Annotated in this window: 16 protein-coding genes and 1 pseudogene; 6 read left to right on the forward strand and 11 right to left on the reverse strand. The window is 71.8% G+C overall.

Going from position 1 to position 21,739, the window contains the following annotated elements; translation table 11 throughout:
- Positions 1 to 107 precede the first annotated feature (107 nt).
- The 3 genes from AC07FY_RS12015 to AC07FY_RS12025 form a co-directional block, all read right to left on the reverse strand.
- Positions 108 to 3,107 (reverse strand): tetratricopeptide repeat protein, encoded by a 3,000-nt coding sequence (locus AC07FY_RS12015; protein ID WP_479004209.1) that lies wholly within the window; start codon positions 3,105 to 3,107, stop codon positions 108 to 110.
- Positions 3,104 to 4,936 carry an HSP90 family protein gene (locus tag AC07FY_RS12020; RefSeq protein ID WP_479004211.1) on the reverse strand — a complete coding sequence of 611 codons (1,833 nt, stop codon included), beginning with the start codon at positions 4,934 to 4,936 and terminating at the stop codon, positions 3,104 to 3,106. Before AC07FY_RS12020 ends, AC07FY_RS12015 begins: the two co-directional genes overlap by 4 nt.
- 215 nt (positions 4,937 to 5,151) lie before the next feature.
- The gene (locus AC07FY_RS12025) at positions 5,152 to 5,691 is read right to left on the reverse strand and encodes an RNA 2'-phosphotransferase (RefSeq protein ID WP_479004214.1); all 540 of its coding nucleotides are present in this window, start codon (positions 5,689 to 5,691) and stop codon (positions 5,152 to 5,154) included.
- 133 nt (positions 5,692 to 5,824) lie between these two features.
- On the opposite strand from AC07FY_RS12025, the gene AC07FY_RS12030 reads away from it, so the two are divergent.
- Complete coding sequence (locus AC07FY_RS12030; RefSeq protein ID WP_479004217.1) at positions 5,825 to 6,601, forward strand: aquaporin; 777 nt, start codon at positions 5,825 to 5,827, stop codon at positions 6,599 to 6,601.
- 92 nt (positions 6,602 to 6,693) lie between these two features.
- Here AC07FY_RS12030 and AC07FY_RS12035 read toward each other — a convergent pair whose 3' ends face one another.
- The 3 genes from AC07FY_RS12035 to AC07FY_RS12045 all read right to left on the reverse strand — a co-directional run bounded on the left by AC07FY_RS12035 (position 6,694) and on the right by AC07FY_RS12045 (position 10,454).
- Positions 6,694 to 7,614: a MerR family transcriptional regulator gene (locus tag AC07FY_RS12035; RefSeq protein ID WP_479004220.1), complete on the reverse strand. Its 921-nt coding sequence runs from the start codon at positions 7,612 to 7,614 to the stop codon at positions 6,694 to 6,696.
- Between the two features lie 216 nt (positions 7,615 to 7,830).
- Positions 7,831 to 9,630: an SDR family oxidoreductase gene (locus AC07FY_RS12040; protein ID WP_479004223.1), complete on the reverse strand. Its 1,800-nt coding sequence runs from the start codon at positions 9,628 to 9,630 to the stop codon at positions 7,831 to 7,833.
- Positions 9,627 to 10,454 (reverse strand): M24 family metallopeptidase, encoded by an 828-nt coding sequence (locus AC07FY_RS12045; protein ID WP_479004225.1) that lies wholly within the window; start codon positions 10,452 to 10,454, stop codon positions 9,627 to 9,629. The genes AC07FY_RS12040 and AC07FY_RS12045 overlap by 4 nt, the downstream gene beginning before the upstream one ends.
- Before the next feature lie 216 nt (positions 10,455 to 10,670).
- Here AC07FY_RS12045 and AC07FY_RS12050 point away from each other — a divergent pair, with 216 nt between their 5' ends.
- From AC07FY_RS12050 to AC07FY_RS12070, 5 genes and pseudogenes are all read left to right on the forward strand, one after another.
- A complete protein-coding gene (locus AC07FY_RS12050) occupies positions 10,671 to 11,660 on the forward strand; it encodes an ABC transporter ATP-binding protein (RefSeq protein ID WP_479004228.1) in 990 nt (329 codons plus the stop codon).
- Positions 11,650 to 12,537: an ABC transporter permease subunit gene (locus AC07FY_RS12055; protein WP_479004231.1), complete on the forward strand. Its 888-nt coding sequence runs from the start codon at positions 11,650 to 11,652 to the stop codon at positions 12,535 to 12,537. Before AC07FY_RS12050 ends, AC07FY_RS12055 begins: the two co-directional genes overlap by 11 nt.
- A complete protein-coding gene (locus AC07FY_RS12060; RefSeq protein WP_479004234.1) occupies positions 12,534 to 13,445 on the forward strand; it encodes an ABC transporter ATP-binding protein in 912 nt (303 codons plus the stop codon). The genes AC07FY_RS12055 and AC07FY_RS12060 overlap by 4 nt, the downstream gene beginning before the upstream one ends.
- 14 nt (positions 13,446 to 13,459) lie before the next feature.
- Positions 13,460 to 14,179, forward strand: a complete 720-nt coding sequence (locus tag AC07FY_RS12065; RefSeq protein WP_479004237.1) for an ABC transporter permease subunit — start codon at positions 13,460 to 13,462, stop codon at positions 14,177 to 14,179.
- Between the two features lie 111 nt (positions 14,180 to 14,290).
- Positions 14,291 to 14,638 (forward strand): annotated as a pseudogene (locus tag AC07FY_RS12070) (rhomboid-like protein); the annotation flags it as partial.
- Between the two features lie 211 nt (positions 14,639 to 14,849).
- Here AC07FY_RS12070 and AC07FY_RS12075 read toward each other — a convergent pair.
- The 5 genes from AC07FY_RS12075 to AC07FY_RS12095 form a co-directional block, all read right to left on the reverse strand.
- Positions 14,850 to 15,662 carry an HAD family hydrolase gene (locus AC07FY_RS12075; protein WP_479004240.1) on the reverse strand — a complete coding sequence of 271 codons (813 nt, stop codon included), beginning with the start codon at positions 15,660 to 15,662 and terminating at the stop codon, positions 14,850 to 14,852.
- Positions 15,659 to 16,936 carry a serine--tRNA ligase gene (gene serS, locus AC07FY_RS12080; protein ID WP_479004242.1) on the reverse strand — a complete coding sequence of 426 codons (1,278 nt, stop codon included), beginning with the start codon at positions 16,934 to 16,936 and terminating at the stop codon, positions 15,659 to 15,661. The genes AC07FY_RS12075 and serS overlap by 4 nt, the downstream gene beginning before the upstream one ends.
- 526 nt (positions 16,937 to 17,462) lie before the next feature.
- On the reverse strand, positions 17,463 to 18,398 hold the full coding sequence (pheA, locus tag AC07FY_RS12085; RefSeq protein ID WP_479004245.1) for a prephenate dehydratase: 936 nt from the start codon (positions 18,396 to 18,398) through the stop codon (positions 17,463 to 17,465).
- A gap of 42 nt (positions 18,399 to 18,440) precedes the next feature.
- Entirely contained in the window at positions 18,441 to 19,718 is a 1,278-nt protein-coding gene (gene efeB, locus AC07FY_RS12090; RefSeq protein WP_479004248.1) for an iron uptake transporter deferrochelatase/peroxidase subunit, read from the reverse strand.
- 5 nt (positions 19,719 to 19,723) lie between these two features.
- Entirely contained in the window at positions 19,724 to 21,739 is a 2,016-nt protein-coding gene (locus AC07FY_RS12095; RefSeq protein WP_479004250.1) for a copper resistance CopC/CopD family protein, read from the reverse strand.

Genomic DNA, 21,739 nt, shown 5'->3' on the forward strand with positions numbered 1-21,739 from the left:
CCCCGGTCCACACGGTCGTCGCCGATACCCGCAGGGAGGCGGCGACGACCGCGGCGGCGGCTTCGGACCGGGCGAGCGCGGCTATGCCGACTGCGCGGGCTGCCGGATCAGCCGGTCAGCTGAGCGTGCAGATGCTCGGCGGCCGGCAGGAGCCATTCGGGTACCGCGTCGTCGGGCAGCGTCTTGAACTCGGAGATCAGCGCGGCGACCCGGGCGGCTCCGGCATCCGCCCGGCCCCGCTCGTGTTCCGTCCAGGCGGCGTTGTTCAGGCACTGGAACCGGTCTCTCAGATGGTCCGGGCCGAGTCCGGCGTAGGCCGAGGCGGCCCGGTCCCAGAGGAAGATCTCCTCCCGACGCAGAGCATCGATCTGCGCCTCGCTCAGCGATCCGAGTTCGAGCCCGTCCTCTCGCTCCCCTTCGCCCGGCTCCTCGTCCTCGCCGCCGTCCTCCTCGTAGCGGTCCGTCTGCGCGCTCACCCGCCGGTCGAGGACCTGCGCCAGTTGGTGCCAGGTCTGGGCCAGTTCGGCCCGCAGGTCCGCGGCTGCGGGCTCGGTTGCCAGGGCGGCCTCCAGCAGCCCGGCCGCCTCGTCCATCAACGCCCGGGCCCGGGATACGGCCGTTTCGGTGACCGCTTCGCGCAGCCCCAGCCAGGCCAGCGAGCGCAGGACCCGTGCTTCGGCGACCGGGGCGTCGCCGGTCAGACGGTGCAGTTCCCGAGCCTGCTCGTAGGCGGCGGCCGCCTCCGTGGCCAGCCCCGCGTCGGACAGGGCGTCGGCCGCCGACTGGGCGAGGCTCGCCTGCGGCCGGGGATCCTCCCACCCCTTGGCCGTCTCCGCGGCCAGCAGGAACTGCTCCGCCGCCGCCCGCGGCTCACCCAGCCGCCGCAGCAGCTCCCCGAGGAACTCCCGGGCGGAAACGGCCTGTTCCTCGCCGTGCTCCAGCAGATCCGCCAGCGCCGACTGCAGCACCTCCGCCGCCTCGGCCGCCCGCCCGTCCTGCGCGTACGCCCGGGCCAGGACCAGCCGGGCCTGCGCCCCGCCGTCGGCGGTGAGACCGGCCTGGTCGAACCAGTGGGCACCGGTCAGCGCGTGCTCCGCGGCCTCCGCCGCCTCTTCCCGGCCGAGCAGGATGTCGGCGAGGGTCAGCCGCAGAACACCCTGCACCTCGGCATCGGTCACCTCGGCGGCGTGCTCCAGCGCGGAGCGCGCCGCCTCCTCCGCCTCCCCGGGCCGGTCCAGCCGTATCAGAACCCCTGCCCGCAGCACCAAGGCGTCCACCGCCTGCCAGGGCCGGCCCGCGGCGACCGCCCGTGCCGCGGCCGTCGCCAGCAGAACCACGGCCTGTTCCGGCTCGCCCTGCGACAGTGCGAGGCGGCCCAGCATCTCCTCGGCCTCCGCCACCAGGTCCGGCAGCGTGGCCTCGTAGGCGGCGGCGAAAGCGGTCAGCTCGGCCGCCAGTCGCCCGTGGCCGTGCCCGTGCTCCTCCTCCCCGGTGGGCTCGGCCGAGCGGAGGAAGGACTCCACGCGGATCGCTGCCAGTTCCGCGAGCGCGATCCGCCTGTTCCGCAGCGGCTCCCCGGCATCCAGCGACTCCGCGGCCCGCAAGGCCACGGCGAGAAGCTTCCTGGTCTCCGCGGGCGTGGCCCCGGATTGCGCGGCCGTACTCGCGAGGCGCAGGTCCGCCAGCGCCGCGCGGTCCGCCCGGCCCAGTTCCCGGTAGCGGTCGCGCACGGCCGTCAGGAGCCCCTGCGCCTGCGCGGCACCCCGCTTGGCCGCGGTCAGCGCCTGGTGGTCGGACAGGTCGGCAAGGACCAGCGGGTCGGGCTCCGGCTCCCCGTCGACCCGTACGGCCACTTCGGCCCACAGCGCGTCGGCGCCGGGATGTCCCGTGTCACGCGCCTGCCGGGCACGCTCCACCAGCTCGGCGAACCCCGTGGGCGCCGGTCCCGGTGCGGGCGCGGCGGCGGGCACCGCGATGGCCGCGGGCCGGCCGAGCGCCGCACTGCGCACTCCGAGCGGCAGCTGCGGGACCAGCGGCCGCGCCGCGACCCGGGCGAGGAACCGGTCCGAGGTGCGGGTGGTTCCGTTGCGGGCGTCGAACTGCCGGGCGACGGCGAGCGCGCCCGCGTGCAGCACCTCGTACAGCTCGGCGACGGTGTGCGGCCTGCCTCCGTACGGGACGGTCGCGCTCTGCCCGTGGCCCAGCTCCCCCAGCCGGCGCAGCAGCACGAGGACGCCACCGTGGAAGGCCAGCTGGTCGTCGGCGTTGGCGAGCGGGCCGAGGTGGGAGGCGTGCTCGGCGAGGATCTCCAGGCCGCGCGGCTCGTTCCCGGTCAACGCGCAGAACTCGATGTGCTTGGCGACCGACGGCAGCAGGCTCTCGTTGCCGCGTGCCATCCGGTAGCCCCGCACGTGGTGCGAGCGGGCCTCCTCGGTCCGGCCGAGTCGCAGCAGCGGCAGCAGGGAGGCGGCCAGCACCCGGTGCGGTTCCTCGGCGCAGGTCTTCTGCCCCGCCAGGACGGGGGCCCAGATCTCCAGCGCCCGGCCGTCGTCCCCGTGCAGGGCCTCGAACTCGCCCTGCCCGTTGAGTTCGCAGGCACGGCAGTCGCTCATATCGTCGCGCTCGGCCGCCAGCCAGCGCTCGAAGGCCTGCCGCGCCCGTGCGTCGTCGCCCGTCGCGTCGGCCAGCCAGAGTTCGGCCTCCCGCACCGGCCGCTCGCTGTAGCCCGCGATCCGGTACCGGCGCTCCATCTCGTCCAGCCAGCCCGTGGCTGACTCCAGGGGCACCCCGGGGGAGTCGGCGATGGCCGAGGCCACCCACTTGAACTGCCAGAACAGCGAGTGCGCGTCCCATTCGGAGAAGGCGCCCGGGTCCCTGTCGTACTCCTGGAGCAGCCGAGCGAAGGGCACCAGCAGCTTCGAGGACTCCGCGCTCCACAGGTAGGCGTTGATCAGGTTGTCCAGGGTCTCCCGGAACAACGCCCGGTCCCCGCTCGCCTCGGCGGCGGCGACGAGGATTTCGGCGTGCGCGTTGCGCGCGGCGCCGCCCGGGGATTGGCGGTTCTCCGCCAGCCCCTGCTCGATCTCCTGGCGCGTCAGGCGCGTCACGTCCGGTCCTCCTTCGGTTCGGCGGAGTGGGTCGCCCATTCCAGGAGCCCGAGGAAGGCCCGGTTGAGCAGGGTGGAGTCGGCGGGGCGCAGCGGCCGCTGGGACATCAGCAGGGCCTGTCCGTAGAGCGACTCGACGGCGGTGCCGGTCAGTGCCTCCTGGGGAAGTGCGGAGATCCGGCGGATGAGCGGGTTGTTGTGGTTGAGGACCAGGCGGGCGCGGGGCGCGGAGCCGCGCAGCGCGCCGAGGATGCCGCTCCACAACGAGTCGGCGCCCTCCAGTGCGGCGGTCCGGTCCCGTTCCTGCCGGGCCTGCCGGTCGTCCAGGTAGAGCGCGGGCACGGAGACGGGCTGGAAGGCGCGCAGCACCACGTCGCAGCCCTGCGGCTGCAGCCGGGTGCGCGCGGCGGCGAGGAACGGCGCGAGGGCCAGTTCGGCGGCGGCGGGCACCGGGTCGAGACGCTCGGTGACGGCTCCGGCGTCCAGTTCGGTGACCTTCAGCTCGGGCCGTACGGAGGGCAGCAGGGCCAGCAGGTCCGCGTCGTAGGTGTACCCGGCGTTGATGACACCCAGGCCGTGGGCCGCCGCGATCGGTGCGATCTGGCGGAACTCCTCGACGGTGCGCGTGAAGTGGACGTCGGTGTGGACGGCCGCGAACTGCTCCAGGCTCATCGGCCCGTCGCTGGTCTCGAACGGCAGCCAGGGCAGCATCAGGCCGAGCAGCTCGGGGTCGTGCCGGGCCATGGACTTCACCCCCAGGTGGTGGACGCCCAGGAAGACGGCCAGCCGCTCCGGATCGCTCGCGGCGAGTTCGGCGAGCCAGCCGCGGACGCGGGTGCCGAGGGCGTCCCGTACGGCGGCGAGGGTCTCGTCGTCGTACAGGTTCTCGCGAGAGGCGGTGGGTCGCAGCGTGTCCGTGTCGAGGACGGCCCGCACGAAGAACGCCCAGTCGGGCAGCAGGTTGTCGGCGCGGTCGGTCAGCAGCATGCCCTTGAGGTGCACGCGGTGGCCGGCCCGGTGGGCGGGGCTGGTCGGCTCGGGCAGCACGTAGGCCACGCCGCGTACTCCGGCGACCGGCAGGTCGAGGTCGATGCTGTCGAGCGGGGTGAAGCCGAAGAGCTCTGCGCAGTGCCCGGCCAGGGCGACGCGCCGGGCGGCGGGCGTGGGGAAGGGCCGGTCCCAGACGGCGGGACGGTCGGTGACGGGGCGCGGCTCGCCGCCCTCGCCGTCGTCGAAGGTGACGTCGTAGGGCAGCAGGGAGCCGTAGTCGCGTGCGAGCTGCTCGACCTTGGCCGGCACCGTCCACTCCTCGGCGCCCGGCCGGCCCTCGAGCACGACGGTGGTGCCGGGCTCCGTGCGCGCGTCGTGGGGCAGTTCGCGCACGGTGTACGAACCGTCGTCGGTGGCCAGCCATTCGACCGGCGGGGCCTGGGGGTCGCGGGCGGAGCGGGTGACGACCCGGATTTGGCGGGCCACGACGAAGCACGCGAGCAGTCCGATGCCGAACTGGCCGAGGAACTCCCGCCGGGCCGCCTCCAGGCCGTGCTCGCCACCGCGCTTGGAACTGCGGCCGATGGTGGCGAGGAGGGAGTGGGCCTCGGCCGCGGTCAGGCCGACACCGCTGTCCTCGATGGTCACCCGGCCGCCGGAGGCGGTCAGCCGGATGTGGACGCGGGCCTGCGGGTCGAGGGCCCGACGGGCGGTGACGGCGTCCACGGCGTTCTGCAGCAGCTCGCGGACGTAGACGCGCGGGCTGGAGTAGAGGTGGTGGGAGAGCAGGTCGACCAGGCCGCGCAGGTCGACTTGGAAGGAATGGGGTGTGGACGTCATGGGGCGTCACCTCGCGTGCGTGCAGGATGGTTCGGCGATCGCGAGGTCCCCCCCTCACTGATCCCGGAAGTGGGCAACAGATTAGGGGGATGGTCCGACAATCTCCGATCGAATTCCGACCGGTCGCGCTCCGTTCCGCTCGCCCCCTCCGGTGCCGCCCCGGATGGCTTCCGCCTGCCGTCCTTGGCGCCGTCCGGGGAGCCGCCCGGCCCGTGTTACTGGAAGCGCAGGAACCGCGGCGGCACGGCGTCCACCAGCCACACCCCGTTGGCGCTGATCCGGAAGACGTGCCCCGCCGCGCGCATCGCCCCCGCGTCCACGGCCAGCACCACGGGCCGGCCCCGCCGCGCGCCGACCCGGGTCGCGGTCTCCCGGTCCGGGGACAGGTGCACGTGGTGGCGGGCCATCGGGCGCAGGCCCTCGGCGCGGATCGCGTCCAGCGCGGCGGCGACGGTGCCGTGGTAGAGGAACGCCGGCGGTTCGGCTTCCGCAAGGCCGAGGTCCACGGGCACCGTGTGGCCCTGGCTGGCCCGGATGCGGGTGCCGTCGACGGCGAAGCGCTGCTTGTCGTTGGCGGCCACCACGTGGTCGAGCTCGGCGCGGCTGAAGGGGAATCCGTGCGCGGCGGCCGCGTGCAGCAGGTCGTCGATGTCCACCCAACCGGCCGGGTCGAGCACCAGTCCGATCTGTTCCGGCTGGTGCCGCAGGTGTTTCGAGACGTATCGGGACACCTTCACGGTGCGTCTGTCGTCCATGTCCCCAGCCTGCCGGGTCGCGAGCTCTCCTGGGAGGGATTTTCGGGGTGGTGCGGGACGTGGACACCCTCTATCGCCATTCCAAGATACGGAATACATTTTCCGCTGCCACTTCTGCCCAGGGGGAGAAACCATGACAGCCCATACCTCTCTGCCACGCCGTGCGGCTGCCGAACTGATCGGAACCGGGGGCCTCCTCGTGGTGGTGATCGGTTCCGGAATCCAGGCCGCCGCGCTCAGCCGCGACACCGGAGTCGCCCTGCTCGCCAACTCGGCCGCCTCCGCCATCGGCCTCGGGCTGATCATCACGCTCTTCGGGCCGCTCTCCGGAGCCCACCTCAACCCGGTCGTCACCCTCACCGCCTGGTGGTCCCGGCGTACCGGCGGGGAGGGGATCATCGGCCGGGAGGCGCTGGCCTACGTCGTCGCCCAGACCGCCGGGGCGATCGGCGGGGCCCTCCTGGCGGAAGCCATGTTCGGCCGGACTCCCGGCGCCTTCGCCACCCAGGTCCGCGACGGCGGCCACCTGCTCGTCGGCGAGGTCGTCGCCACGGCCGGGCTCGTCCTCGTGATCCAGGGCCTCGGCCGCATCGGGCGCGAGAAGCTGATACCGGCGGCCGTCGCCGCCTACATCGCCGCGGCGATCTGGTTCACCTCCTCCGGCTCCTTTGCCAACCCGGCCGGCACCGTCGGACGCAGCTTCAGCGACTCCTTCACCGGTATCGCCCCGCAGTCGCTCCCCGGGTTCGTCGCCGCCCAGCTGGTCGGCGGAATCGTCGGCCTGGCATTGGCGGGCCTGCTGTACGGAGGCTCCCGGTCCGTGGAGCCCCTGCCGGTGGAGACCCTGGCCGAGCCCGGCCCGGTGGACGGGGCGGCACCCACCAAGGCGGCGTACGAGACCGTCGGCTGACCTCGAAGCCCCCCGTTGCCCACAGGAAAGCGGGACTTGTCCACAGCCGTTTGGGTGGGTTTTGACGGCAAACGCGTGATCCGCCCTGTGGACTACTGCCCGGGCTCCGCCCGTCTCGCCAGATCGTTCATCGTCCGGGCCTGGAGCTCCCGCTCCGTCGCGGCCCGGACGAACTCCGCGACGTGATCGGCGCCGACGAGATCCTGCACCGCACGCACCGTTCCCGCCGGGAGCGCCACCGGCGCGGGACCCAAGGTCTGGGGCGGGCCGCCCGCCCCCAGATGCTGCTGCAGGTGCCGGGTCGCGAAGAGCCGCATCGCCCGCGCCAGCTCCGCGTCCACGGTCTGCTGCGCCAGTGGCCGCAGCCGCCGCACCATCGTCGCCGCCTCCGCCGCGTCCGTGTCGGTCGGCGGCACCTGCCCGAGGTAGCGGGCGAAGACGTGCTCGGTGGTGAACTCCAGGAAGCGCGAGGCGATGTGCTCCACCTGTCCGCGCAGCTCCCGCAGGTGCCCGGTGATCGCCGACAGCGGCACTCCGGCCGCGTACAGCTCGGCGGCCACCGCGAGCTCCTGCGGTGAGGGGACCAGGAACTCGTCCGAGCGTCCCGGGATCCGCTCCAGCACCCCCAGTTCGCAGGCCTCGTCGACGGCGCCGTCGTCCGGCTTGCCGCCGAAGCGCTCGTTCAGCTCCTCCCGGCTGATGCGGGCGGCCTCCTCGTCCGTCCACGGCCCGTGCACCTCGGCGACCAGCCCGAGTACGCCGCCCAGCCCGCGCCCGGCGTCCCACGCCTCCAGCAGCTCCTTGATGGAGGCCAGGGTGTAGCCGCGGTCGAGCAGGTCGGCGATCTGCCGCAGCCGGGCCAGATGGGTGTCGCCGTAGACGTTGGAGCGCCCCCGGCGCTCCGGCCTCGGCAGCAGACCCCGGTCCTGGTACGCGCGGATCGTGCGCACCGTCGCTCCGCTGTGGTGCGCCAGATCCTCGATCCGGTACTCGGCTACCGCCTGATCGGACAATCCCGGCTCCCTACGACATCGCGGCTCTACCGACCGCGCACGCCGCGGCCCCGGCGGCGGGTGACGCCGCGAGGTGCTCGGCCACCCGGCGCGGCGAGCCCTCCTGCGAGGGATGGTACGACCGCCGGAAGGAGCGGGATACGGCCGTGCCCGGCTCTCTGCCCGCCGGCCCCGGGCACCAGGCCGTCGCCCGGGGCGCCCGCACGGCGGACGCGGTCACAGCCGGGGCTCCAGCTTCGCGATGCGGCGCAGGGTGCGGGGGGCGAAGCGGGACATCCACAGGGCGCCCTTGGACTCGGGAGTCACCGGGACCACGGCCTCGTTGCGCACCACGGCCCGCAGGATCGCGTCGGCCACCTTCTCCGGCGGGAAGTTGCGCAGACCGTACAGCCGGGAGGAGCGCTCCTGCCGGCGCTTCTCCTCGGCCTCGTCCACCCCGGCGAAGCGCGAGGTCGCGGTGATGTTGGTGTTGACGATGCCGGGGCAGATGGCGGAGACGCCGATCGACTTCGACGCCAGTTCCGCGCGGAGGCACTCCGACAGCATCAGCACCGCGGCCTTGGACGTGCTGTAGGCGGGAAGGGTCCTGGAGGGGAGGTAGGCGGCGGCCGAGGCGGTGTTGACGATGTGCCCGCCCTGACCGCGCTCGGCCATCTGCCTGCCGAAGATCCGGCACCCGTGGATGACGCCCCACAAGTTGACGTCGAGGACCTTCTTCCAGTCCTCCGCGCTGGTGTCGAGGAACGCCCCGGACAGACCGATCCCGGCGTTGTTGACCAGGACGTCCACGATTCCGTACTCGGCGGCCACCTTCGCCGCGAGCTTCTCCATGGCCTGCTCGTCACTGACGTCCGCGCACTCGCCCCAGGCCGCGGGTGCACCGACCAGCCGCGCCATGTCCGCCGTGCGCACCGCCCCCTCGGCGTCCCGGTCCACGGCCACCACCCGGGCACCGGCCTCGGCGAACGCGAAGGCGGTGGCCCGGCCGATGCCGCTGGCCGCGCCGGTGACCAGGACCAGCTGACCGCCGAAGCGGTCGGCGTACTTCCCCGGTGCGCGCTGCTCCGGCGCCCGCGCGGCGGGCTCCTCCCGTGTCGTGACGAACTCGGTGATCCACGCGGCCAGCTGGTCGGGCCGGGTCCGGGGCACCCAGTGCTTGGCGGGCAGGGTGCGTCGCACCAGATCCGGCGCCCACCCCTCCAGGTCGTCGTAGAGCCGCGGCGAGAGGAAGGCGTCCCCGGTCGGGGTGATCAGCTGCACGGGCACGTGGGCGTACGCGTCCGGGCGGGGCCGGCGCAGCCGCGGGCGCACGTTGTCGCGGTAGAGCCAGGCGCCGTGCGCCGCGTCCGTGGGCAGCGAGGCCGTCGGATAGTCGCCTGCCGGTACCTTCTCCAGCCGCTCGAGCACCGCAGGCCAGCGCTTTCCGAGCGGCCCGCGCCAGGCGAGCTCCGGCAGCACGGGCGTGTGCAGCATGTACACGTACCAGGACTTGACGCCCTGCCCCAGCAACTGCGCCGCCCGGCGCGGGGTGGGCCGGCTCATCCGCTTCTTGATCCAGTGCCCGAAGTGGTCGAGGGAGGGCCCCGACACCGACGTGAAGGAGGCGATCCGGCCCTCGGTGCGGGCGACGGTGGCGAACTCCCAGCCCTGTACGGATCCCCAGTCGTGGCCGACGAGATGGACCGGCCGGTCCGGGCTGACCGCGTCGGCCACCGCCAGGAAGTCGTCGGTCAGCTTCTCCAGGGTGAAGCCGCCGCGCAGCGGCTGCGGCGCGGTCGAGCGCCCATGGCCGCGCACGTCGTACAACACCACGTGGAAGCGGTCGGCCAGCCGCTCGGCCACCTCCGCCCAGACCTCCTTGCTGTCCGGGTAGCCGTGGACCAGGACCACCGTGGGCTGCCCGGCCTCGCCGAGTTCGGCCACGCACAGCTCCACCCCGCCCGTGCTCACCCATCGCTCGCGCGCCCCCGCCGGCCCTGCCGTACCCGTCGGGTTCATGCCGCTCATGCCGCTCATGCCGCCTTCTCCTCAGCCCAGCGCCGCACGTGCGGCAGATCGTCGTCCAGCCAGAACGCGCTCTCCTCGGGGTCCCGGGAGTCGGTCACGACCAGGATCTCCTCGAACTTCGCCCCCGTGCCCCGGAAGCCGAGGTGCGGCTCCACGGCCCACAGGCCGGGCTGCGGGGGGTGGTCGGAGAAGCGGTAGGGGCTCCACAGGGGGGACCACCCCTCACGGTGCCCGTGCAGGGCGTCGGAGGCCAGCCCCTTCAGGGACCGGGCGCCGAAACCGAACGCAGTCGGGGCCCAGCGCCGCTCCGACACGCGGTCGATCTTGTGCGCGATCACCCCGAAGGGATAGGCGCGGTGCCGGTTGGCGTAGCCCTGCCGGGTCATGAGCCGCTCGACGTTCTCGTATATCCCGCGCAGGGAACGGCGCTCGCGCACCTGCTCCAGGATCAGGGTGCGGTGCGCGCGCAGGTCGGACATGAGCCGGTCCTGCACCGGGTTGAGTCCGAGGCTGCCCGAATAGCCGATGTCCGCCGCATAGCCCTTGTGCACCGGTGCCATGTCCAGGATGAAGGGCATCCCCGGCTCCAGCTTCCGGTTCGTCGGGAAGAACTGCAGCGGGATCCGGAAGCCCGAGAAGGCGGTCCGGTCGCCGAACCAGGCGAAGGGCAGGTGGAACCAGTCGCGCACGCCCCGCTCACGCAGCCACTCCCGCTGCATGCGCGCCGCCTCCCGCTCGGTGATCCCGGGGCGCAGCTGCGCGGCGACGGCCTCCGCGCACGCGTAGGCGAGGCGCTGCACTTCCCTGAACCCGCGAAAATCGTCCCCTGCCATGGTCAGCACCCGTCTCGGTCGCCGTACGTGCCCGTAAGTTGACACTGATGAATGTGACAATGACCGGAGGTCACGTCAAGGGCCGTGCACAGACCTGTGGACAAAGTTGTCCGGTCCGCATCAGCCTTGCGTCAGGGTGCATACGCCGGAAGGCGGAGACGGGAGCCAGCTCAAGGTCTGACGTTTCGCGGAGGCCGCGCCGCTAACGTCGGTGCCGTGACTGTCATCGCGACCGAAAGCCTGAGCAAGCGGTACCCCCGAGTGACCGCCCTCGACCGGCTCTCCCTGGACATCGGGCCTGGTGTGACCGGCCTCGTGGGTGCCAATGGAGCCGGCAAGTCCACGCTGATCAAGATTCTGCTGGGACTGTCCCCCGCCACCGAGGGCAGCGCCGCCGTGCTCGGCCTCGACGTCACCACGCATGGCAGTGCCATCCGTGAACGCGTCGGCTACATGCCCGAGCACGACTGCCTGCCACCCGACGTCTCGGCCACCGAGTTCGTCGTCCACATGGCCAGGATGTCCGGCCTGCCGCCCGCCGCGGCCCGGGAGCGCACTGCCGACACCCTGCGCCACGTGGGCCTGTACGAGGAGCGCTACCGCCCCATCGGCGGCTACTCCACGGGCATGAAGCAGCGCGTCAAGCTGGCCCAGGCGCTCGTCCACGACCCCCAGCTGGTCCTCCTCGACGAGCCGACCAACGGTCTCGACCCGGTCGGCCGCGACGAGATGCTCGGCCTGATCCGCCGCGTCTACACCGACTTCGGCATCTCCGTCCTGGTCACCTCGCACCTCCTGGGCGAGCTGGAGCGGACCTGCGACCACGTGGTGGTCGTCGACGGCGGCAAGCTGCTGCGCTCCAGCTCCACCAGCGACTTCACCCAGATCACCACGACCCTCGCGGTCGAGGTCACCGACTCCGACGCGCATCCGGACGGCACCGCCGCCCTGCGCAAGGCACTCACCGAGGCGGGCATCGTCCTGCACGCGGGCGAGGAGCAGGGCCTGCCCGGCGCCGGCCACATCCTGCTGGTGGAGGCCACGGGCGAGGAAACGTACGACACGGTCCGCGACACCGTCGCCGACCTCGGCATCGGCCTGGTCCGCATGGAGCAGCGCCGCCACCACATCGCGGAGGTCTTCCGCGACAACGACCAGTCCGCGCGGTCCGTCCAGCGGAAGGGAGCCGGTTCCGATGGCGCCTGACACCTCCACCCAGATCCACAACATCGGCTACCGGACCTACGCCGGCCCCCGCCTCGGCCGCGCCTACGCCCGTAAGTCGCTGTTCTCGCAGTCCCTGCGCGGCGCCTACGGACTCGGCCGCTCCGCCAAGTCCAAGGTGCTGCCGATGATCCTCTTCGCGGTGATGTGCGTTCCCGCGCTGATCATCGTCGCGGTGGCCATCGCCGTCCCCGGCTCCACCGACCTGCCGATCAAGTACACGACGTACGCCCTGACCACGCAGGTGGTCATCGGTCTCTACCTCGCGTCGCAGGCACCCCAGTCGGTCTCCCGGGACCTGCGCTTCAAGACCGTGCCGCTCTACTTCTCGCGGCCCATCGAGCGCGTCGACTACGTCGTGGCCAAATTCGCGGCCATGGCCTCGGCCCTCTTCATCCTCACCGCCATCCCGCTGCTGATCATGTGGATCGGCTCGCTGCTGGCGAAGTTCGACTTCGGTGACCAGACCAAGGGATTCGGGCAGGGATTGGTGTCGGTACTGCTGCTGTCACTGCTCTTCGCGGGCCTCGGCCTCGTCATGGCCGCGCTCACTCCCCGCCGCGGGTTCGGCGTCGCGGCGATCATCGCCGTGCTCCTGATCCCCTACGGTGCGGTGACCGCCGTCCAGGGCATCGCCTACAGCACCGGGAACACCGGGGCCATCGAGTGGATGGGCCTGTTCTCCCCGATCACCCTCATCGACGGGGTCCAGACGGCCTTCCTCGGAGCGACCTCCGCCTTCCCCGGTGGTGAAGGCCCCTCGGCCGCCACCGGCGTCGTCTATCTGCTCGTCGTCCTCGGCCTCATCGCCGGCTCCTACGCCGCTCTGATGGCCCGCTACCGGAAGGCCGGGCTGTGACCATCATCGACATCGACCACACCTCCCGCTGGTTCGGAAACGTCGTCGCCGTCAACGACGTGACCATGCGCATCGGTCCCGGCGTCACCGGCCTCCTCGGCCCGAACGGTGCGGGCAAGTCCACCCTCATCAACATGATGGGCGGATTCCTGGCGCCCTCCACCGGCACGGTCACCCTCGACGGCACGCAGATCTGGCGCAACGAACAGGTCTACCGGCAGATCGGCGTCGTGCCCGAACGCGAGGCCATGTACGACTTCCTGACCGGCCGGGAGTTCGTCGTCGCCAACGCCGAACTGCACGGGCTCGGCGACGCCGACGCACAGCGGGCGCTCGCCACGGTGGAGATGGAGTACGCCCAGGACCGCAAGATCTCCACGTACTCCAAGGGCATGCGCCAGCGCGTGAAGATGGCCTCGGCCCTGGTCCACGACCCGTCCGTACTGCTCCTCGACGAGCCGTTCAACGGCATGGACCCGCGCCAGCGCATGCAGCTCATGGACCTGCTGCGGCGGATGGGGGCCGAAGGCCGCACCGTCCTGTTCTCCTCCCACATCCTGGAGGAGGTCGAGCAGCTGGCCTCCCACATCGAGGTGGTCGTCGCCGGCCGGCACGCCGCCTCCGGGGACTTCCGCAAGATCCGCCGCCTGATGACGGACCGCCCCCACCGCTACCTCGTCCGCTCCTCCGACGACCGGGCCCTCGCCGCGGCCCTGATCGCCGACCCGTCCACGGCCGGTATCGAGGTCGACCTCAAGGAAGGCGCCCTGCGCATCCAGGCCGTCGACTTCGGGCGCTTCACCGAGCTGCTGCCGCGGGTCGCCCGCGCGCACGGCATCCGGCTGCTGACGGTCTCGCCTTCCGACGAGTCCCTCGAGTCGGTCTTCTCCTACCTCGTCGCGGCCTGAAGGAGCTGGCATACATGTATGACCCCACCGTTGCCCGGCTCACCTACCGGGCCCTGCTCGGCCGCCGCCGGGCGCTGATCCTCTTCCTGCTGCCCGCCCTGCTGATCCTGATCGCGATCGCCGTCCGCGTCCTCACGGGGGTGGACGACAAGGTCGCCACCGAACTGCTCGGCGGTTTCGCCCTCGCGACGATGGTGCCGCTGATCGGCGTCATCGCCGGCACGGGCGCCATCGGCCCCGAGATCGACGACGGCTCGATCGTCTACCTGCTGTCCAAGCCGGTGAAGCGACCGAAGATCATCATGACCAAGCTGATCGTGGCGATCGCCGTCACCATGGCCTTCTCCGCGATCCCGACCCTCATCGCCGGGTTCATCCTCAACGGCAACGGTCAGCAGATCGCCGTCGCCTACACGATCGCCGCCCTCGTGGCATCGATCGCCTACAGCGCCCTGTTCCTGCTGCTGGGCACCGTCAGCCGGCATGCGGTGGTCTTCGGCCTGGTCTACGCGCTGATCTGGGAGTCGCTCTTCGGCAGCCTGGTCTCCGGCGCGAAGACCCTGAGCGTCCAGCAGTGGGCCCTCACCCTGGCCGAGAAGGTCGCCGGCGAGGGGTACGTCGATGCCACCGTCGGCCTGCCCACCGCCGTGGCCCTGCTCACCGCGGTCACCGTCGGTGCCACCGTCTACGCGGGCCAGCGGCTGCGACGCCTCACCCTGGCCGGCGAGGAGTAGGCCCCGCCGTCCACCGTCCGAAGCTGTGCCCCGCCCGGCCGACCGGCCAGGCGGGGCACAGCTCCACGCGTCATCAGCTCGAGCACATCCTGCTCCACCGCAACAGCAGCAAAGCGCTGGCTCAACACCCTGCGCTGGATGGCGATCATCGCGACCGCCCATATCGTCGCCACGCTGGTCAGCCAGAAGGTCCTGCTGATGGCCATCGATGCCCAGCGCGCCCCGCGCAGCATGACGCACGTCGTGGACATCGGCGTCAGCTACGGGATCGCGGCCGCGGCCGGCGTCCTCACCTACCGGCTCCCCAGTCCCTGGCGGTGGCTCTACCTCGCGAGCATCGTGGCCTTTTTCGGAGTTCCGCTCCTCACCGGCGGCACCTTCACGGACCTCGGCCACGCCGTCGCGCTCTCCGTCGGTCTGCTCGCCTGGCCACTCACCCGCCGGCGTTGTTTCACGTGAAACACGACCTCTGTTTCACGTGAAACAGGATGACCCGCTCTCGGCTCGGCGTCCCGCGCGGCAGCAGCCGAATATTCGCTGGTACGGGGCTCCCCGCGGGGGCAGAGTGAAGGGTGCGGGGAGCAACAAAAGGTCCGGGGCAGCCACTTCGAGCGCGCCTCCGGCGCGGGCTGTCCCGGACCTCTCGTCGTCACGCAGGCCGTGACCAGTGCTAGGCGGCGCCCAGCAGTCGCTCCAGGACCACGGCAATGCCGTCCTCGTCGTTGGAGGTCGTCACCTCGTCGGCCACCGCTTTGAGTTCCGCGTGCGCGTTGGCCATGGCGACTCCGTGCGCCGCCCAGCCGAACATCGGGATGTCGTTCGGCATGTCGCCGAAGGCGATCGTCTCCGCAGCCTTCACCCCGAGCCGACGCGCGGCCAGGGACAGGCCGGTGGCCTTGGTCAGCCCCAGCGGCAGGATCTCCACTATGCCGGGGCCGGCCATCACGATGTCGACCAGGTTGCCGACGATCTCCCGCGCCACCTTGACGAGTGCGTCGTCGTCCAGACCCGGGTGCTGGATGTACAGCTTGTTCAGCGGCGCCGTCCACACCGCGGCGGTGTCCTCCAGGTAGAGGGCCGGCAGGCCCTCCTGCACCTGGTAGCCGGGTCCGAACAGGACCTCGCCGTCGACCCCGTCCCGGCTGGCCGCCAGGGCCAGCGGACCGATCTCGGCCTCGATCTTCGACAGCGCCAGACCGGCGAGCTGCCGGTCCAGGGTTACCGACGTCAGCAGCCGGTGGGCGCCCGCGTCGTAGACCTGGGCCCCCTGTCCGCACACGGCGATCCCCCGGTAGCCGAGGTCGTCCAGTACGTGCCGGGTCCAGGGCACCGCACGGCCGGTGACGACGATGTGCGCCGCGCCTGCCGCGGTGGCCGCGACCAGTGCCGCACGGGTGCGTTCCGAGACGGTGTCGTCGCCACGCAGCAGCGTGCCGTCGAGATCGGTCGCGACGAGCTTGTACGGGAACGGGGCCGGGGTCACTTGGCGATCGGCTCCAGGAACTCGCGGCCGCCGAGGTACGGGCGGAGGGCCTGGGGCACGCGCACCGAACCGTCGGCCTGCTGGTGGTTCTCCAGGATTGCGACGATCGTGCGCGGTACGGCGCACAGCGTGCCGTTCAGCGTGGACAGCGGCTGGGTCTTCTTGCCGTCGCGGTAGCGGATCGACAGGCGCCGGGCCTGGAAGCTGTCGCAGTTCGACGCGGAGGTCAGCTCGCGGTACTTGCCCTGGGTGGGGATCCACGCCTCGCAGTCGAACTTGCGCGAGGCGGAGGCGCCCAGGTCGCCGGTGGCGACGTCGATCACCTGGAACGGCAGCTCCAGGCTGGTCAGCCACTGCTTCTCCCACTCCAGGAGACGCTGGTGCTCGGCCTCTGCCTCCTCCGGTGCGACGTACGAGAACATCTCGACCTTGTCGAACTGGTGGACGCGGAAGATGCCCCGGGTGTCCTTGCCGTAGGTGCCGGCCTCGCGGCGGAAGCACGGCGAGAAGCCGGCGTAGCGCAGCGGGAGCTTGTCGGCGTCGATGATCTCGTCCATGTGGTACGCGGCGAGCGGGACCTCGGAGGTGCCGACCAGGTAGTAGTCGTCCTTCTCGAGGTGGTACACGTTCTCCGCGGCCTGACCGAGGAAGCCGGTGCCCTCCATGGCGCGCGGACGGACCAGTGCCGGGGTGAGCATCGGGATGAAACCGGCCTCGGTGGCCTGGGCGATGGCCGCGTTGACCAGCGCCAGTTCCAGCAGTGCGCCGACACCGGTCAGGTAGTAGAAGCGCGAGCCCGACACCTTGGCGCCGCGCTCGACGTCGATGGCGCCGAGCGCCTCGCCGAGCTCGAGGTGGTCCCTGGGCTCGAAGCCCTCCGCGGCGAAGTCACGGATGGTGCCGTGCGTCTCCAGGACGGTGAAGTCCTCCTCGCCGCCGACCGGGACGTCCTCGTGGACGATGTTGCCGAGCTGGAGCAGGAGCCGCTTGGCGGCTTCGTCCGCCTCGTTCTGCTCGCTCTCGGCTGCCTTGACGTCCTGCTTGAGCTGTTCGGCCTTCTTCAGGAGCTCCGCCCGCTCCTCCGGGGAGGCTTTCGGAATGAGCTTGCCGAGCGACTTCTGCTCATTGCGCAGTTCGTCGAAGCGCATGCCGGAGGACCTGCGGCGCTCATCCGCGGAGAGCAGTGCGTCGACGAGGTCGACGTCCTCTCCACGAGCGCGCTGCGAGGCGCGGACACGGTCAGGGTCTTCACGGAGCAGCCGGAGGTCAATCACCCCTCCAGGCTACCGGGCTGGGGTTCCGCGGATCACACCGATATCACGCTGCGTGTCGCTATGTCCTAATTGCCGCTAATGCATAACTGTTGGTCGCCGACTGGAAGGGGTTGGGCCGGGACGGTCGATAAAAGCGGGCCCATTCCCTGAAAAGGGACGCATCGGCAACCGGTGCGCAGCGCCTGAGCAGGCCCGGAGGTGTTCCTTTGTCCACAGGAATTCTCCTGGAGCGGACTTTATCCACAGGCTGTGTGCCGCATCTGTGGACACGTGAATAGATCATTGGCGATGGGTGGCAGCTCGGGGTGCGCCAGGGTTCAAACCACCCTCACCCACTCATTCGGGTGGGAATGACTCGCCCCAAAGAGTTGATCTGCGATACAGGGGTGACGCCGTTCACCTGTCGCTCCCCAGCGCGAAACCTGCGCCCTGCGACCGATTTGTCGACCTTGCCATACCGCTCTGTCGACTTGTCCCCAGGTTGCCAACATGGCCTGTGGATAACTCTGTGGACAGTGGACGAACCTCAGGCCCGGCCGTCCAGGCACCGCGTCAGCCAGTCGGCGGCGTCCGTGAAGTCACCGTCGGAGGTGCCGGGCCGCGGCGCCCGGACGTCACCCTGAGCGACACCCGCCCGCGGATAGGAGCCCAGGAAGCGCACCTGCGGGCACACGCGCTTGAGGCCCATGAGGGCCTCGCTGACGCGCCGGTCGGAGATGTGGCCCTCGGCGTCGACCGCGAAGCAGTAGTTGCCGATGCCCTCACCCGTGGGCCGGGACTGAATCAGCATCAGGTTGACCCCGCGCACGGCGAATTCCTGGAGGAGCTCCAGCAGTGCACCGGGGTGGTCGTCGCCGAGCCACAGCACGACGGAGGTCTTGTCGGCGCCCGTGGGGGCGGCGGGCCGGGCGGGACGTCCGACGAGGACGAACCGGGTCTCCGCGTTCTCGGCGTCGTGGATCTCGGTGACCAGCGGCACGAGCCCGTACGGCGCGGCGGCGAACTCCCCCGCGAAGGCCGCGTCGAAGCGGCCTTCCTGAACCAGCCGGGCACCGTCCGCGTTCGAGGCAGCCGACTCCCACACCGCGTCGGGCAGGTTCGCCCGCAGCCAGTTGCGCACCTGCGGCTGGGCGACCGGATGCCCGGTGACCGTCTTGACGTCCGTCAGGGCGGTCCCCGGGCGTACCAGGAGCGCGAACGCGATGGGCAGCAGCACCTCGCGGTAGATCATCAGCGGCTCACCGGAAGCCAGCTCGTCGAGAGTGGCGGTGACCCCGCCCTCGACCGAGTTCTCGATCGGCACCAGGGCGGCGGCTGCCTCCCCGTTGCGGACGGCGTCCAGAGCGGCCGGTACCGACACCATCGGGACGAGCTCCCGGGTGGCTGCTTCCGGCAGTGTGCGCAGGGCGGCTTCGGTGAAAGTGCCCTCGGGTCCGAGATAGGTGAAGCGGGTGGCCGACATGCGGTCAGCCTAATGCCGGGGTGCTCACCGCCGGGTGGCTGTTCACCCTTCGAGCAGCCGCTGCCCGACGTATTCACCGGTGCGCGGCCCGGGCGGTACCGCGTACAGACCGCTGGACTCGTGCCGGATGAAAGCAGACAGCGCGTCACCGCGGTCGAGCTTGCGCTGGACGGGGACGAACCCGCGCAGCGGATCCGCCTGCCAGCAGACGAAGAGGAGCCCCGCGTCCGGCGTACCGTCCGGGCCGATCCCGTCGTGGAAGGAGAAGGGGCGCCGCAGCATGGCGGCTCCGCCGTTCTGCTCGGGGGCGGAGATCCGGGCGTGGGCGTTGGCCGGGATGACCGGCTTGCCGTCGGCGCCGATCTTGTCGAGGGCCATCTCGGTGGTCTCGCCGCCGCCGGTGAGCGGGGCGCCGGTGGCCTTGGTCCGGCCGATCACCTGCTCCTGCTGGGTGAGCGACTGCTTGTCCCAGTCGTCGAGGAGCATCCGGATGCGCCGGACGACGGCATACGAGCCGCCGGCCATCCAGGCGTGCTCGGTGGATCCGGGTCCGGTGGCGGGCACGAAGATCCGCTTGTCGAAGTCGGGCTCGGAGGGCTTGGGGTTGCCCGTGCCGTCCACCTGTCCCATGAGGTTGCGGGCGGTCATCGGTGCGGCGGTGGCGCCGGGGGAGCGGTTGAAGCCGTTCATCTGCCAGCGGACGCGCGCCGCCTCCCCGGCGTCCTTCTGCAGGGCGCGCAACGCGTGGAACGCGACGAGCCCGTCGTTCGAGCCGATCTGGACCCACAGGTCGCCGTTGCTCCGCTGGGGGTCGAGCCGGTCGGAGGAGAAGTCCGGCAGGGGGTCCAGGGCGGCGGGACGGCGGGCGGTGAGTCCGGTGCGCTCGAAGAAGGAGTGACCGAAGCCGAAGGTGACGGTCAGGGAGGAGGGGCCGGCGTCCAGGGCGATGCCGGTGTCCTCGGTCGGGGCGGCCTCCCCGGCCATCAGCCGGCGGGCGGTCTCCGACCAGCGCCGCAGCAGGGCGGCGGCCTCGGTACGGCCGGCACCCGCCGTGAGGTCGAAGGCGACGAGGTGTCCCTTCGCCTGCAGGGGCGTGGTGATGCCTGCCTGGTGGTCGCCGTTGAAGGCGACCTCTGTGGCGCCGAGGGAGGACAGGCTGCCGGCCGCTGCGGAGGCGGAACCATCCCCCGAGCCGGCGAGCGCGGACTGCGCGAGGACGCCACCGGCACCGCCCAGGGCGAGCCCGGCGGCGCCTGCGGCGCCGACGGTGCCCAGCAGGCGGCGGCGGGAGATCTCGATGTCGGTGTTGCTCTGGGTCACGCTGATCAGCCGATCTTCACGGTCTTCTGGACGGTCGTCTGGTCGATGTCGGACGTGCGGACGGTCACGTCGATGCGCCATTCGCCGGCGAGCGGCAGCTGCACACCGGAAGCCGTCCAGTGCCCGGCGGCAACCCGCTCGGGCAGCAGGGGCAGGGGGCCGATGTCCTTCGAGGGGAGGGTGAAGGACACCTTGACCTCCGGGAGGTCGAGGGGCGCGCCCTCGCCGGAGTCGGCCCAGAGGTGGAGGGTGTTGGCGCCGACCCGTCCGGGGTCGAGTTCGAGCCGGACGTTCCCCTTGCCGTTCCGGCCGCCCGTGTCGAAGGGCAGGGTGATCTTCACGGCCCGGTCCGGAACCGCCGTGGAGGCGGATCCCCGGGTCGCCTCCCGCTCCACGGTACGGCCGGGTTCGGTGCTCGTGAGCACCGTGGTCACGGCGAGCAGGGCGACGGCCACGGCCGCTTCGGTGAGGACGGAGCGGCGCAGGCCCGCACGATCCGGGTCGGCGTCCCGTACCCGCTTCTCGCGTGCGCTCTCCAGGACGGCCCGCTGCCGGGCGAGCTGGGCGGCGCGCTGGGGATCGGCGGGCACGGTGACGGTCTCTGTTTCACGTGAAACATCGGCTGCCGGGGCGGATGTTTCACGTGAAACATCGCCGGCGCCCGCAGGCGCGTCGGCCAGCCGTGCGGTCCACTTCCGCGACATGTAAGCGATCGCGACGAGGACGGCGACCAGCCCGACCTTCAGCAGCAGCAGCTGCCCGTACGAGGTGCCGGTCAGTGCCGACCAGCTGCCGAGCTGGCGCCAGGACTGGTAGACGCCGGTGGCGGCGAGCACCAGGACACTGACGAACGCGACCCGGGAGAACCGCCGGACGACCGCCCGCTCGATCCGGGGAACCCGGTACAGCGCGACGAGGAGCGCGGCGAGTCCGCCGAGCCAGGTGGCCACGGCCAGCAGGTGCAGGATGTCGGCGGGCATGGCGATGCCGGGCTGGATGCCCGTGGAGGCATGCTCGGACAGGGCCCAGGTGGCGGCGATACCCGCGGACACCACGGCCCCGCCGACGCCCAGGCCGAAGGTGAGGTCGTCGGCGTGTCCGGCTCCGGCTTCCCCGGTCGCCGCTTCCTCGGCCCCGGTCGCTTCGGACGTCTCGGGCTCGGTCCCCCCAGTCCCCTCGGCCTCCGTCAGGGCGCCCTGGCGGCGGGCGTAGACGCCGAAGAGGACCGCCATGAAGAGGGCCACGGCTCCCAGCAGGAGCAGCCTCGAGACCAGTGAGGCACCGGTCTTGGTCTCCAGGACGGCCTTGAGCCCCTCGAGGTCGAAGGCGTCGGCGAACTGTCCGGACCCGGTGTACGGGGCGCGCAGCACGAGCATGGCGAGGGTGGCGGCCGTGAGGGTCACCCAGGCGCGGACGACCAGCTTCTGGAGCGCCCGTTCGGCGGCTCCCCGGCGCCAGCACATCAGGATGAAGGCGGCGCCGCCGACGAGGACGGCGAAGCCGGCGTAGGCGGCGTAGCGGGCGATGCCGTACGCGATGCCGACGGGTCCGCCCCCCGCCTGCGCGGTGGGCAGGGAGACTGCCGTGGCCGAAGGCGCTCCGATGGAGAAGGTGAAGGCGCCGGAGATCGGGTGGCTGTCGGCCGAGACGGCCTGCCAGGCGACGGTGTACGTGCCGTTGGGCAGACCGGAGTGCAGCGCGGTGCCGTAGCGAATGGTGTTCCCGCTGCACATGTCGCGCAGCTCGCCGGTGTCCACGCGCTTGCCCTGCGGGTCCAGCACGCGGATGGAGTCGTCGCCCAGGGCGATCTGCTCCGAGAAGGAGAGCGTGACCTGGGCGGGGGCCGTGGCGACCACCGCCCCGTCCGCGGGGTCGCTCGCGGTGAGGGCGGCGTGCGCCGAGACCGGGGAGGCCGAGGCGAACAGGGCTGCCAGCAAGGCCGCGAGAACCAGCACGAGCCGCGGCAGCAGCGCCGCGGTCCGTGCGTGAACCGTGGAGGGGGCGGGGGCGGTGGCCGTCAT

Source organism: Streptomyces sp. NPDC045967, assembly GCF_056430495.1.